We start from the raw sequence: 13,424 nt of genomic DNA, 5'->3' as shown, positions 1-13,424 counted from the left end.
TTGCAGCAACTGGGTGTGGTGGATGACCTCGTACTCGCCGCCGAGCTGCGGGTACTCGTTGGCGATGGTGTTGAAGCAGTGCGGGCAGGTCGCGACGATCTTCTTCGAGGACTTCGGCTTCTTCGTGGCCGGGTCTTCGTCGTCTTCGCCGTACGCCATGTTCAGCATCGCCACGTTCTCCTGGCCGAGCTGCTGGAAGAGCGGCTCGTTGCCGAGGCGGCGGGCCGAGTCGCCGGTGCACTTCTCGTCGCCGCCCATGATGGCGAACTTCACGCCGACGATCATCCTGTCCGACCCCGATCTGCGCCTCGTGTGGTGGATCGACCACTATCCCGACCGCATCGGCGAACTGACGGAGCTGGAAGGGGGGCTCAGAGACCTCAAGGTTCCCCGCGACCCGTCCCACGACGCCCTACGCGACGAGATCGTGCGCTTCGTCGACCAACTGCTCGGCGACATCCGCACGCCGCAGCAACGCGAAGTCCTCCTCCGCGCACTTACCCAGACGCTCGAGGCTCTGGGCAGCACCGAACTCAAGGCCACAGCAGAGCAGCCATGTCAGCTGTCCAGAGTGATAGGGCCGTCCGGAATCCAGCCGTCGACATATCCCTGAATGAGCAGACCCAGCTCCTGAGGGAAGGTGGCCACAGACCCCATCTGCTCGACGGGCCACCAGCGTGCAGAGGACGACAACAAGTCGGCGTCGACCGGGCTCGACAGCTTGAGGATCACCACGCAGTACTCCAGCTGCGCTACGCCTGCCGTCGTCGGTACAGCCCTCGTAAAACGTCCTGTGACCCGGCCCCTATGCACACCAGGGAGGACCGTGCACTGCTTCTGCCACTGCTGCACAGCCGTCGTAAACGAACTGTCCGCTGGCACGTCCACACGCAGTGGCCGCCACACTGCCCTACCTGCCGTCTGATCCAGAAGGACAGCTCCGCTGTCGGGGGACAGCAAAACGATCAGGACACTGCGCCGCACCCTCAGGGAAGCACTCATGCGTCATTGATTGACCAACGCGGGCGTCAGTGACACGCTTCAGCCGTCGCCGAGGTAGTCCCGCAGTACGTGGGAGCGTGAAGGGTGCCGTAGCTTGCTCATCGCTTTGCTCTCGACCTGGCGTATACGCTCGCGGGTCACACCGTAGACGTTGCCTATCTCCTCCAGGGTCCGCGGACGGCCGCCGCGGAGGCCGAAGCGCAGGGTGACGATGCCGGCTTCACGAGGGGTGAGGTCGGCCAGGACGGTCTGGATGGCTTCCTGGAGCAGCCCGAAGGTGACCACTTCCCAGGGGGAGGGCGAGTCGCCGTCCATGATGAGGTCGCCGAACTCGGTGCCGTCGTCGTCGAAGAGCTGGGCGTCCAACGACACGGGCTCCCTGGCGCAGGCCTCCAGTTGGGTGAGCTGTTCCAGCGGGACCTCGGCCTTCTCGGCCAGTTCCTCCGGGGTGGGCGGTGCGCCGGTGTCCCGGAGGAACTCGCGGCGGACCCGTGCCAGGCGGTTGATGACCTCCACGGCGTGGACCGGGACGCGGATGGTGCGGCCCTGATCGGCCAGCCCCCGGGTGACTCCCTGCTTGATCCACCAGGTGGCGTAGGTGGAGAACTTGAAGCCCTTGGTGTAGTCGAACTTCTCCACGGCCCTGATGAGTCCGGCGTTGCCCTCCTGGATGAGGTCCAGAAGGTGGAGACCTCGGCCGGTGTAGCGCTTGGCGACGGAGACCACCAGGCGGAGGTTGGCCTCGGTGAGATGGCGCTTGGCGCGGTGTCCGTCGTCGGCGAGGAGGCCGAGTTCACGGCGGTAGTGCGGCTTCAGACCGGGGTCTTCGGCCAGGAGGCGCTCGGCGTAGAGTCCGGCCTCTATGCGTTTGGCCAGCTCCACCTCCTGTTCGGCGGTGAGCAGTCTGACCTTGCCGATGAGCCGGAGGTAGTCCTTGACCTGGTCGACGGTGCCCCTGTCGGTCGGGAGTGTGGGAGGTGGCTCGTCGGTCTCGTCGTTCTCGGCCGGCCGGGGACCCTCGGAGTCCCGCAGGTCCATGGCGTACATCAGCGCCTCACCACGTACGTGAGGAACTGCCCGGTGTGTGACCGGGGGTGGGCCGCGATGTCCTCCGGGGTCCCCTCGGCGACGACCGCTCCTCCTCGGTGTCCGCCCTCCGGGCCCATGTCGACGATCCAGTCGGCCGTCTTGATCACGTCGAGGTTGTGCTCGATGACGACGACCGTGTTGCCGCCGTCGACCAGGCGTCGCAGCACCGTCAGCAGCCGGTCGACATCGGCGGCGTGCAGGCCGGTGGTGGGTTCGTCGAGGACGTAGAGCGTCCGGCCGCGGGTACGGCGCTGGAGCTCGGCGGCGAGTTTGACACGCTGCGCCTCACCGCCGGACAGGGTGGTGGCCGCCTGGCCGAGCCTGACGTAGCCGAGCCCGACATCGTCCAGGGCCCGCAGGTGGCGCGAGATGAGCTGGTGGCCGTCGAAGAAGTCCAGGCTCTCCGCCACGGTCATGGCCAGTACGTCGGCAATGGACCGGCCCTTGTAGAGCACATCGAGGGTTTCGCGGTTGTACTGGGCGCCGTGGCACACCTCGCACGGGACATAGACGTCCGGGAGGAAGTTCATCTCGACCTTGATGGTGCCGTCGCCGTAGCAGTGTTCGCAGCGACCGCCTTTGACGTTGAAGGAGAACCGGCCGGGCTGATAGCCGCGGACCTTCGCCTCCGGGGTCTGGGCGAACAGTCTGCGCAGGTGGTCGAAGACGCCCGTGTACGTGGCCGGATTGGACCGGGGGCTGCGTCCGATCGGGCTCTGGTCGACCTGGACCACCTTGTCGAGATGCTCGGCACCGGTGATCGCGCGGTGCCGGCCGGGCACCGTGTGCGCGCGGTGGATCCGCTGGGCGATGGCGGCGTACAGGATGTCGTTGACCAGGGTCGACTTGCCGGAGCCGGAGACTCCGGTGACGGCGGTGAAGAGACCGAGGGGGAAGGACACGGTGAGGTCACGCAGGTTGTGCTCGCGGGCCCCGTGCACGGTGAGGAGCCGGTCCGCTGCCGGCTCCCGGCGCCGCCCGGGCAGGGGGATCGTACGGCGTCCGGAGAGATAGGCGCCGGTGACGGACTCCGGGTGCTCGGCGACGTCCCGCACCGTGCCGGAGCAGACGACGCGGCCGCCGCGTGTGCCGGCGCCGGGGCCGATGTCGACCACCCAGTCGGCGACCCGCAGGGTCTCCTCGTCGTGTTCGACGACGATCACGGTGTTGCCCCGGTCGCGCAGCCGCTTGAGCGTCTCGATGAGCCGCTGGTTGTCGCGCTGGTGCAGCCCGATGGAGGGCTCGTCCAGCACGTACAGCACACCGGTCAGCCCGGCGCCGATCTGCGTCGCCAGCCGGATCCGCTGTGCCTCCCCGCCCGAAAGGGACGCCGCGGGCCGGTCGAGCGAGAGGTAATCGAGCCCTACGCCGAGCAGAAACCGCAGCCGTTCGCCGATCTCCGCGAGTACGGCCTCGGCGATCCGCCTTTCGCTGTTGGCCAGTTCCCGTTCCAGTGACCGTACGAACCCGGCGAGGTCACCGAGAGGCAGTGCGGCTGCCTGCGCGATGCTGCGGCCGCCGACGGTGACTGCCAGGACGGCCGGGGAGAGGCGAGCGCCCCCGCATGCTCCGCAGGGCACCTCGCGCAGGTATCCGGCGAAGCGGTGCGAAGCGTTCCCGGATTCGACGCCCTCGGCAAAGCGGCGTGTGATGTGTGGAATCACCCCTTCGAAGCGGGACAGATAGGAACGCTCCCGGCCCAGCCGGTTCCGATAGGAGAGATGCAGCCTCCGATTCGCCCCGTACAACACCATTTCCTAGACTTCCGGGGAAAGCTGATGCCACGGGGTGTCGACACTGAAGCCGGCATCGGATGCCAGGGCCGCGAGCAGGCGGGTGAAATACTCGGCGCCGCTGGTGTTGGTCCAGGGCGCGATGGCACCCTCCGCCAGGGACTTGGTCTCGTCCGGGACGACGAGAGCGGGGTCGATCTCCCTGCTCGAACCGAGACCGGTGCAGGCGGGACAGGCGCCCCAGGGCGCGTTGAAGGAGAAAAGCCTCGGCTCCAGGGATTCCAGGCCGATGTCGTGGGAACGCGGGCAGGCTATTTCCTCGGAGAAGACCATTTCGCGTCCGGCCGAGCCGGATTCCCGGTCCACGAACTCGATGCGCAGGACGCCGCCGCCGAGCCCCAGCGCGGTCTCCACGGACTCCGTCAGCCGCTGCCGGACACTCCGCTTGACGGCCAGACGGTCCACGACCACGTCGATGGAGTGCTTCTTGTTCTTGTCGAGCGCGGGTGGTGCGGGGGGTGCGGGTGGTGCGGGTGGTGCGAGGGGTGCGGGTGATGTGGGGGGTGCGGGTGGTGCGGAGGGTGCATGCGGTGCGGAGGGTGCGGCCAGCGTGGCCAGTGCGAGGACTTTCCCGTCCACCCGCACCCGGCTGAACCCGTCGGCGGACAACTGCCGGAAGATCTCGGCGTGTTCGCCCTTACGATCGCGGACGACCGGGGCCAGCACCTGGAACCTCGTCCCCTCCTCCTCGTCGAGCAGCAGATCGACGATGCGCTGCGGCGTCTGACGGTTGACAGGTTCACCGCACTCCGGGCAGTGGGGGCGGCCGACACGGGCGTACAGCAATCGCAGATGGTCGTAGACCTCGGTGATGGTGCCGACGGTGGATCGCGGGTTGCGGCTCGACGTCTTCTGGTCGATGGCAATCGCCGGTGACAGTCCCTCGACGGCGTCGACATCAGGCTTGTCGAGCTGCCCGAGGAACTGCCGCGCATACGCGGAAAGGGACTCGACATAACGCCGCTGCCCCTCGGCGAATATGGTGTCGAACGCCAGGCTTGACTTTCCTGATCCGGATACGCCGGTGAATACGATCAGGGAATTCCGCGGAAGTTCGACGGACACATCACGGAGATTATGCTGACGGGCACCCTTGACGACGAGCCGATTTCTCACTTCTTGAACCTCGGGTGTTGAGAGCTGGCCGATCCCAACCGTAACACCGTAAAGTTGCCGGTCAGGGCCTCCGTTCCGCCGGTTATCAATGTGGGGAATATCGCTCTTGACTGCGGAGCCGGCCGTGTGAGCACGGAAAAGAGGTCACCTTGGAAGGGTGGAATGATTCGCGAACCGTGCTTGACTTCCCGTCCGGCGCGTGTGCAGGAAACGAAGACGCGGCGCGATGTTCGCGGCGGGCAGCGGCAGGCAGCGGCGGGGCGCGACAGGGTGCGACGACAGGAATGGAGCGCCCTGCGTGAATCGGTGGATCGAGCCTCGTCGCCGCGTCGAGCGCCGGCGGGCTCCGGTGAAGGTCCTGGATCCCCGCGGCGTGCCAACCGGCGCCGTGCCGCCGGTCAGTCGGTGGCCGCCAGTGCCGTGCGCGCGGCGGTGAGGATCTCGTCGGAGAGCGGGGAGCCTTTGGTGGCCCGGGACAGGACGAGTGCGCCGAGCATCGTGCAGAGCCGGGCCATGCCGTCCTGGTCCTCGGTCTCCAGCCATGCGGCGAAGTCGCCCACCCCTTCGGCGTAGACGCGGTGGGCCTCGCCCTCCCTGGGGTCGCGCGCCATGTCGGCGGCGAGCCCGGCGATGGGGCAGCCGTCCGCCGCGCTGTCGCGGTGCTCGGCCGAGAGATAGGTGTCGATCAGCGCCCGCTGGGCCTCGTCGCGCTCCCCGTCGTACCGCTCCGCCCCGTCGGCGCGGAGCCGGGTGAGCGGGGCGAACGCGTGAGCGGTGGCTTCGTCGACGAGCGCCTCCTTGGAGGCGAACTGCTTGTAGAAGCCGCCATGGGTCAGACCGGCAGCCTTCATGAGGTCGGCGACGCTGACGTGGGTGCCCCGCTCCCGGAACAGCCGGGAGGCGGTCTCCACGACCCGCCGGCGGTTCTCCTCCGCCTGTGCCTGCGATACGCGGCCCATGAGCCACCTCCCGATTGGATGTCGATTGCCATCTATCCTAGGTGATGTTTAGATTGCACTCGTCATCTATTTGAATGCCCGGGGTGCCGCGCTCGGCACCCCGGACACCCGGCACAGGGAGCGGACATGGAACTGAACGACGCTGTCGCGGTGGTCACCGGCGCCAACCGGGGGCTCGGGCGGCATCTGGCCGCGCAGCTCGTGGCGCGTGGGGCGAAGGTGTACGCGGCGGCCCGCCACCCCGGGACCGTCGACCTGCCGGGCGTCTCCCCGCTGCGCCTGGACGTCACGGACGAGGAATCGGTCCGGGCCGCCGCTCGCACCGCTTCGGACGCGACGCTGCTGGTGAACAACGCGGGCATCTCCACCTCCACACCGCTGCTCGCCGGCGCCCCGGACGCGGTGCGCCGGGAGATGGAGACGAACTTCTACGGCCCGCTCACCGTGACCCGGGCCTTCGCCCCCGTCATCGAGGCGAACGGCGGCGGTGCCGTACTCAACATCCTCTCCGTCCTGTCGTGGCTGCACCCCGCCGGCCTCGGCTCGTACGCCGCCACCAAGGCGGCCGCGTGGGCTCTCACCGACGCGGCCCGGGAAGAACTGGCGCCGCGCGGCATCTCCGTCTCGGCGCTGCACGTCGGATACATGGACACCGACATGGCCGCAGGCGTCCCCGCGGACCAGAAGGCCGACCCCGCCGAGGTCGCCGCGCAGGCACTGGACGGGGTCGAGGCGGGCCTGCCCGAAATCCTCGCCGACGAGATCACCCGGCAGGTCAGGCGGAACCTGGCCACCGTTCCCCGCGCGGCGTGAGGAACGCCGCCCCCTCGAAGGCGCCGCCCCCATCTCCCTTCGGGCCTCTGGTCTCCGGGCGACCCCGGGGAGGGGCCAGAAGTCTCTGACTCCCTCCCCGGGATGGGACGGGATAGGGCGGGATGGGGCGGGATGGGGCGGGGCGACGCGGGTCGGGTCGGGTCGGGGAGGGTCAGGCGTCCCCGTTTCCCTCCGTCGTCACGCCGCGTTCGCGCTGTGGCTGTGGCTGTGGCTGTGGCTGTGGCTGTGGCTGTGGCTGTGGCTGTGGCTGTGGCTGTGTGGGCCGGACGACCACATTGACGTTGCCGCCGGGACGGCGCCCGACAACGTCGAAGGCGTCGTTGACCTCGTCGAGGGCGTAGCAGCGGTGTCGCAGGAAGGAGGAGTCGATGACGCCGGCCCGATCATCTCGGTCATGTCGGTGAACTGGGAAAAGAGGAGCGTGGCGGCGTCCAGGACGCGGCGCTCGACCTCGCCGCTCTGGCCGACGCGCGGACGTCCTCGCCGTGGACGCCCCCCTCTGCTCGCCCCTCCGGCCGGCGACGGCTCCGGAATCCGATCCGCGTTGCTCATGACGCGCCCCTCCCCGTTGTTCGGCCTCGTTGTTCGGCGCATGTCCCGGCGCCCCTCGGCACTCCCCCTGCTCAGTGCTCAGTTCTTTCCCGGAAGGGCTCCGGACAGCGCTGACAGGAGAAGCCCGGTGAGGTCCTGGTGGCGTTGGTTTCCGAGCGCGCGTTCCAGGGCGGCGTCCACTTCGGCGTAGGCGTCGCGGCCCGCCCGCAGGAGTTCCTGGCCGCTTGCCGTGACGTGGAGTTCCGCGGTGCGGCCTCGCCCGGGGTCGGTGCGGCGCTCGACGGCGCCGCGCTCTTCCAGTTGCCGGACGGTGGCCTGGGCGCTCTGTGCGGTGATCCCCGCTCTGCGGCCCAGTTCGCTGTAGGACATGCCCGGTTCGTTCGACAGGTGGCCCAGGGCCGAGAGATGGCGCAGCTTGTAGCCGGTCGGCTGGAGTGCCCGTTCGACGTTCTGCCGTGCTCGCCGTCCCAGGGTGGCGAGCAGGAAGGCGGTGCTGATGGGCGGGGGCTGGGCGGTCACGGCTCTTTCTTCCTCCTCGGAAAGTTTCAGTTTGACTTTAACCGGAGTTCGGGGCAGGCTCCAGTTCCGGTGGGCAAGGATCGGTCTGTCCTCAGTTTCAGTCAGACTGAAACTGAGATGGGGGCGGGTTGGATCCCGATCCGGATGAAGGGAGATGACGGAGAGATGAAACTCGTCGTGGTCGGCGCCAACGGCGGCCTGGGCAGACAGGTGGTCACCTACTCCCTGGCGCGCGGACACCAGGTGACCGCTCTCGTACGGCGGAGCACGGGGCAGGCCGGGACACCGGGGCTGCGGATCGTGGAGGGCGCCGTGGGCGATGACCTGGCAGCCGTACGACGCGCGGTCGACGGGCAGGACGCGATCGTCGGCGCGCTGGGCAATCCGCTCTGGCTCAAGGCGCGTACCGGCTCCGCGGTGATGGCCCGGGCCACCGCGAATCTGGTGGCCGCCATGCATCTGCATCAGGTACGGCGTATCGCCATGCCGCTGGCCTGGGGAAGCGGCGCCTCGCGAGAGCGGACCGCGTGGCCGCTCAAGGCGCTGACCCGGCTGCTCATCCGCCGTGACTACCAGGACTTCGACACCGCGGAGGCGATCCTCGCCGCCTCGGGGCTCGACTTCACCATCGCCTACTTCGGCGCTCTGACCGACCGGCCCGCCTCACCTGCCTGGTCCGCCCGCCCCGGCGTCACACCCCCCTCGCCCCTGGCGATCAGCCGCGCCGACCTGGCCCAGTGCCTGCTGGACGCCGTCGAATCCCCTCGCCCGACCGCCGGCCGCCTCTCGGTCAGCGGCGCGCCGAAAGGATGACGCTCCCATGAACCTCAAGGGCAGGACCGTAGTGCTGACAGGGGCGAGCTCGGGCCTGGGCGCCGAGGCCGCCCGCCTGCTGAGCGCCCGGGGTGCCGCACTGCACCTCGTGGGCCGCGACGAGGCACGTACCAGGGCCATCGGCGAGGAACTGCGCGCGCCCGCCTGCACGGCCGACTTCACCAGCCTCTCCCAGACCCGCGGCCTGGCCGTACGGCTGGCCCACGCCGCGCCGCACATCGACGTACTGGCCCTCAACGCCGGAGGCGTCATGCCCCCGCGCCTCACCGACGACGGGATCGACGCCGCCTTCCAGGCCAACGCCCTGGCGCCGTGGCTGCTGATGACAGAACTGGCCCGGAGGCTTGTCGTCGGCCGCGTCCTGCTGACCAACTCCCGGTCCCACGGCAACGCCGTCCTCTCCCCGCACAACCTCGCCGCCGCCCTCGTGGGAGAGCCGAGGGTGTCGGGCCACCGCACCTACGCCCGCGCCAAACTCGCCGCCGGAGTGCTGCTGCGCGAGTTCCACCGCCGCAACCCGGGTGTGGACGTCGGCGACTTCCATCCCGGGCTCATGACCTCGGACTTCGGCCGGTACATGGGCCGCACCGGCAGCTTCCTGAAGCGGGCCGCCCGCCTGTTCGTCGACAGCCCCCGCCAGGGCGCCGAACGGCTGGTCGAACTGGCCGCCCGCCCAGAGGCCCTCGCCGGGTCCTACTTCGTCCACACCCGCCGCGCCAAGGGCTCCACCCAGCTCCACAGCCGCGAACTCGGCAGCGCCCTCTGGGAAGCCGCCGACCGCGCGACCGCATCCGTTTCGGACCCGGCGGAGCAGGAGCCGGGGCAAGTGCCGGAGCAGGAGCCGGAGTAGAGGCAGGAGCGGAGGCCGGAGCCGGATTCGTAGCCGGCTCTGCCGATCGCGGTCGGTGCAGCCTGCTGTACCCGAGGTTGGGGTGTGGGCGGCAGTGATCCGGGGGCTCTGCGCTGGTGTGCTTGAGCCATCGCAAGGGCGGCGCTCGAAGGCCGCACAGCCGCCGCCGAGCCGTCGCTCGGCCTCCCCCGAAAGGGCACTCCGGTGACGATCACCAACCTTCCCCGGCAGGAGTCGGCACCACGCCTCTCCGCCATCCGCCGCCGACCGCTCACCTGGTTCTTCTCGCTGGCCCTGGGGCTGAGCTGGCTGGCCTGGACGCCGTACATCCTCTCCGGGAACGGCGTCGGGCTGTGGCACTGGACCTTCCCCGGTGGCGCGCTCGGCAGCCAACTGCTCGGCGTTCTGCCCGGTGCCTACCTCGGTCCGATCGGTTCGGCGCTGCTGGTCACCGGCGTGACGGAGGGGCGTGCCGGACTGCGTGCGTGGCGGGGCCGGATGACGAAACTGCGGGTGAGCTGGCGCTGGTTCCTTGTCGTGGCGCTCTCGGTACCGGCCGCGCTGACGATCGCCTCCGTCGCGCTGACCGGCCAGAACCCGGTGATGCCGTCGGCCGTCGTGCTCGCCGCGTACATCCCCGGCCTGGTCATGCAGATGATCACTACGGGCCTGGCCGAGGAGCCGGGGTGGCGCGAGTTCGCGATGCCGCACATGCAGCGACGCTTCGGCCCGCTGGTCGCCACCCTGGTCGTGGGTGTGCTGTGGGGCGCCTGGCACCTGCCGCTGTTCCTCACCGAGTGGGGCGGCGGCCCGGACGTCGACCCCTCCCGCCCGCTCGCCTTCATGGGGACGACGCTCGCGTTCAGCTTCGTGATGACCTGGGTGTTCAACCGCTCCCGCGAGAGCATGCCGCTGGTCATGCTCTTGCACACCAGTGTGAACAACTTCTTCTCCGTGGCGTGGTCGGACATGTTCCCGTCGGCGGGGATCGAGACCACGATCCACGCCTTCCTCATCGCGTCGGCGGTGGCGGCAGCGGTGATACTGCTGGGAACCCGGGGGCGGCTGGGGCAGCGCTGACCTGGTGCCGTGCCGCCCGAACCCCGAAGCCTCCTCACCGAGAGGAGGCTTTCTCATGACCTCGCTCCCCTCGCCCCTCGCTCCCCTCGCCTTAATCCGCTCAGAAGGCGCTCAGAGCCCGTACCCGATTGCCGACCGCGCGGCGGCTGACGGCTGCCCCGGGACCGAAGGTGTCGAAGGCGTGGTGTACGGCGGGGTACTGGATGAGTTCGACCGGGCCCCGACGGTCCCGGGAGAGCAGGGCCACGGCGGCCGCGAGGCCACCGCCGGCGCTGTCGTCCCTGACCGCGATGCGGGCGGGGTCGATGCCGAGGTCGGCGGCGTGCGCCGTGGCCCAGCGCGGGACGGCGTAGCAGTCCTCCATGGGGACCGGGTGCGGATGCTCGGGGGCGAGGCGATAGCCCACCGAAAGCGACGCGGCGCCGGAGAGACGGGCGTAGATACGGCACCGGGTGTCGTGGGTGTCGAGGCTGCCGAGGAACATCCCGCCGCCGTGCAGGTAGACGGTGACTGACGCCGCCCCCGGGGCATCCTGACGCCGATACAGGCGCATGGGGATCGTGGCCCCGTCGTCGGCCGTGGCCGAGCAGAGGGTGTCACCGTGACGCCGGGAGGGGCCGTGAGCGCCGCGGCCTGAGCGGCTATGGCCGTGCCGAACACCTTCCCCCGGGTACGCCAGTCATCGAGCGCGGGCGGCGGAGCGGCCTTCGCCGCCCGCCACGATCGGGGAGGGCGCGGCCCCGACCACGGTCACCGCGTATCCGGCCGAGGCGAGGCCCACCGCGGTCTCCAGACCGATTCCGCCGGTTCCCGCTGTGACGAGTGCGCGCCCTCTCATCGTTCCTCCCTCTCCCCGCGAGACGGCGCCTGGTGACGGCGCGTGCCACACCGGTGATCCTCGCCGGTGTCCACCTCTCGGCGGGTTACAGTCTGCCTGAAACTTGGTTACAGTCAAACTTCAACTCAAGAGCCATCTGGCTCAATCCAGGTCGCCATGGCCGGCCCCCGATCCGTCCCGTTCGGAAGAATGCCGAGAAAATCCGGCGCCGATGTCGAGATCCCGGCCCCCGCTCCGTCCCCGTAACGAACCCGACCACAATGGGTCGCACCAGCACCAAGGAGAAACACCATGGCGAAGTACCTGCTGCTCAAGCACTACCGAGGCGCCCCCGCCTCGGTGAACGACGTGCCCATGGACCGCTGGACGCCGGAGGAGATCACGGCCCATGTGACCTACATGGAGGAGTTCGCGGAACGGCTGCGCGGGACCGGCGAATACGTCGACGGACTGGCGCTCGCGCCCGACGGGATGTTCGTACGGTACGACGGTGAAGGGCGCCCTCCGGTCACCGACGGTCCGTTCCCCGAGACCAAGGACCTCATCGCCGGCGGGATGGTGATCGACGTCGACGGCTACGACCGCGCCGTCGAACTGGCCGGGGAGCTGTCCGCCGCCCCCGGGGCCGGCGGGAAGCCGATCCACGAGTGGCTTGAGGTACGCCCCTTCCTGACCGCACCGCCCACCATCACCGAGTGACCTCCCCCGTGGACGAACCCCTCCTCCGCACCCTCACCCCGACCGTGCTCGGGATCCTCGTCCGCCGTGGAGCCGACTTCGCGGCGGCCGAGGACGCCGTCCAGGACGCCCTGGTCGAGGCGGTACGCGTCTGGCCCGCCGACCCGCCGCGCGACCCCGAGGGCTGGCTGATCACCGTCGCCTGGCGCCGGTTCCTCGACGCGACCCGCGCGGACGCCGCCCGCCGGCGCCGCGAGGCGTCCGCGCGGGTCGCCGCGGAGGAACCGGCGCCGGACCCCGCCCCCGCCGTCGACGACACCCTCCAGCTCTACTTCCTCTGCGCCCACCCGGCCCTCACCCCGTCGTCGGCGGTCGCGCTCACCCTGCGCGCCGTCGGCGGGCTGACCACCCGCCAGATCGCCCAGGCGTACCTGGTGCCCGAGACGACCATGGGGCAGCGCATCAGCCGGGCCAAGCGCACCGTGTCCGGGGTGCGGTTCGACCGGCCCGGCGAGGTCTCCACCGTGCTGCGCGTCCTCTACCTGGTCTTCAACGAGGGCTACTCCGGCGACGTCGATCTCGCCGCCGAGGCCATCCGCCTCACCCGTCGGCTCGCGGCCGCCGTCGACCACCCCGAGGTGGCCGGGCTGCTCGCCCTCATGCTGCTCCACCATGCCCGGCGCGCCGCCAGAACCGCCCCCGACGGCAGCCTCGTACCCCTCGCCGAGCAGGACCGGGGCCGGTGGGACACCCGGGCGATCGCCGAGGGCATCGCGATCCTGCGGGCCGCCCTCGCCCGCGACCGGCTGGGCCAGTACCAGGCGCAGGCCGCCATCGCGGCGCTCCACGCCGACGCGCCCACCGCCGAGGAGACCGACTGGGCGCAGATCGTCGAGTGGTACGACGAACTCGCGCGCCTGACCGACAGCCCGGTCGTCCGGCTCAACCGCGCGGTGGCCCTCGGTGAGGCCGAGGGCCCGAACGCCGGCCTGGCGGCCCTCGCGACGCTGGACGCCGCCCTGCCCCGGTACGCCGCGGTGGCCGCGTACCTCCACGAGCGCGCGGGCGACCTGCCCCAGGCTGCGCGCCTCTACACCGAAGCGGCCCACCAGGCCCCCAACCTCCCCGAACGCACCCACCTCACCCGCCAGGCGGCCCGCCTCAACGCCCTCCTCGACGCCCCGCCCGACGTCCTGTCCGATGCCTCGCCCGGCGCTCCGCCCGATGCCCCGTCCGACGCCCGCCCGAGGCAGTGACGCGCCGCTGTTCCCCGCCGCCGG

At 70.2% G+C, this 13,424-nt stretch carries 11 protein-coding genes and 4 pseudogenes; 7 read left to right on the top strand and 8 right to left on the bottom strand.

Annotated features, from left to right (window positions below):
* Nucleotides 1-276, bottom strand: a pseudogene (locus AB0O07_RS22125) ((Fe-S)-binding protein); the annotation flags it as partial.
* Between AB0O07_RS22125 and AB0O07_RS22120 the strand changes: the two are divergent.
* Nucleotides 257-613, top strand: a complete 357-nt coding sequence (locus AB0O07_RS22120; RefSeq protein ID WP_365635773.1) for a hypothetical protein — start codon at nucleotides 257-259, stop codon at nucleotides 611-613. The pseudogene AB0O07_RS22125 and the gene AB0O07_RS22120 overlap by 20 nt on opposite strands.
* Before the next feature lie 428 nt (nucleotides 614-1,041).
* Here AB0O07_RS22120 and AB0O07_RS22115 read toward each other — a convergent pair whose 3' ends face one another.
* The 4 genes and pseudogenes from AB0O07_RS22115 to AB0O07_RS22100 form a co-directional block, all read right to left on the bottom strand.
* Entirely contained in the window at nucleotides 1,042-2,049 is a 1,008-nt protein-coding gene (locus AB0O07_RS22115; protein ID WP_365635771.1) for an RNA polymerase sigma factor, read from the bottom strand.
* Nucleotides 2,049-4,157: pseudogene (gene uvrA / locus AB0O07_RS22110) on the bottom strand (excinuclease ABC subunit UvrA). The gene AB0O07_RS22115 and the pseudogene uvrA overlap by 1 nt, the downstream one beginning before the upstream one ends.
* 42 nt (nucleotides 4,158-4,199) lie before the next feature.
* Nucleotides 4,200-5,000 (bottom strand): annotated as a pseudogene (locus AB0O07_RS22105) (hypothetical protein); the annotation flags it as partial.
* A gap of 398 nt (nucleotides 5,001-5,398) precedes the next feature.
* A complete protein-coding gene (locus tag AB0O07_RS22100; protein ID WP_365635769.1) occupies nucleotides 5,399-5,959 on the bottom strand; it encodes a TetR/AcrR family transcriptional regulator in 561 nt (186 codons plus the stop codon).
* A gap of 126 nt (nucleotides 5,960-6,085) precedes the next feature.
* Here AB0O07_RS22100 and AB0O07_RS22095 point away from each other — a divergent pair, with 126 nt between their 5' ends.
* Nucleotides 6,086-6,772 carry an SDR family oxidoreductase gene (locus tag AB0O07_RS22095; protein WP_365635768.1) on the top strand — a complete coding sequence of 229 codons (687 nt, stop codon included), beginning with the start codon at nucleotides 6,086-6,088 and terminating at the stop codon, nucleotides 6,770-6,772.
* Between the two features lie 651 nt (nucleotides 6,773-7,423).
* On the opposite strand, the gene AB0O07_RS22090 is transcribed toward AB0O07_RS22095, so the two are convergent.
* Nucleotides 7,424-7,864, bottom strand: coding sequence for a MarR family transcriptional regulator (locus AB0O07_RS22090; protein WP_365635766.1), 441 nt, complete (start codon nucleotides 7,862-7,864; stop codon nucleotides 7,424-7,426).
* Nucleotides 7,865-8,029: 165 nt separating this feature from the next.
* Here AB0O07_RS22090 and AB0O07_RS22085 point away from each other — a divergent pair, with 165 nt between their 5' ends.
* From AB0O07_RS22085 to AB0O07_RS22075, 3 genes are all read left to right on the top strand, one after another.
* Complete coding sequence (locus AB0O07_RS22085; protein ID WP_365635764.1) at nucleotides 8,030-8,677, top strand: NAD(P)-binding oxidoreductase; 648 nt, start codon at nucleotides 8,030-8,032, stop codon at nucleotides 8,675-8,677.
* A gap of 7 nt (nucleotides 8,678-8,684) precedes the next feature.
* Nucleotides 8,685-9,548 carry an SDR family NAD(P)-dependent oxidoreductase gene (locus tag AB0O07_RS22080; RefSeq protein WP_365635762.1) on the top strand — a complete coding sequence of 288 codons (864 nt, stop codon included), beginning with the start codon at nucleotides 8,685-8,687 and terminating at the stop codon, nucleotides 9,546-9,548.
* A 204-nt stretch (nucleotides 9,549-9,752) separates the two neighbouring features.
* Nucleotides 9,753-10,628 carry a type II CAAX endopeptidase family protein gene (locus AB0O07_RS22075; protein WP_365635760.1) on the top strand — a complete coding sequence of 292 codons (876 nt, stop codon included), beginning with the start codon at nucleotides 9,753-9,755 and terminating at the stop codon, nucleotides 10,626-10,628.
* A gap of 100 nt (nucleotides 10,629-10,728) precedes the next feature.
* Here AB0O07_RS22075 and AB0O07_RS22070 read toward each other — a convergent pair whose 3' ends face one another.
* Both AB0O07_RS22070 and AB0O07_RS22065 read right to left on the bottom strand, forming a co-directional pair.
* Nucleotides 10,729-11,181: an alpha/beta hydrolase fold domain-containing protein gene (locus tag AB0O07_RS22070; protein ID WP_365635759.1), complete on the bottom strand. Its 453-nt coding sequence runs from the start codon at nucleotides 11,179-11,181 to the stop codon at nucleotides 10,729-10,731.
* Between the two features lie 186 nt (nucleotides 11,182-11,367).
* Nucleotides 11,368-11,466 (bottom strand): annotated as a pseudogene (locus tag AB0O07_RS22065) (short-chain dehydrogenase); the annotation flags it as partial.
* Nucleotides 11,467-11,757: 291 nt separating this feature from the next.
* Here AB0O07_RS22065 and AB0O07_RS22060 point away from each other — a divergent pair.
* Together AB0O07_RS22060 and AB0O07_RS22055 are read left to right on the top strand one after the other, a co-directional pair.
* A complete protein-coding gene (locus AB0O07_RS22060) occupies nucleotides 11,758-12,165 on the top strand; it encodes a YciI family protein (RefSeq protein ID WP_365635757.1) in 408 nt (135 codons plus the stop codon).
* A gap of 8 nt (nucleotides 12,166-12,173) precedes the next feature.
* Nucleotides 12,174-13,400: a DUF6596 domain-containing protein gene (locus AB0O07_RS22055; protein WP_365635840.1), complete on the top strand. Its 1,227-nt coding sequence runs from the start codon at nucleotides 12,174-12,176 to the stop codon at nucleotides 13,398-13,400.
* The last annotated feature ends 24 nt before the right edge of the window (nucleotides 13,401-13,424 follow it).

It is taken from the genome of Streptomyces sp. NPDC093085, from assembly GCF_040683935.1.
Lineage (GTDB): Bacteria > Actinomycetota > Actinomycetes > Streptomycetales > Streptomycetaceae > Streptomyces.
This window is presented reverse-complemented; position numbering and strand designations above follow the sequence as displayed.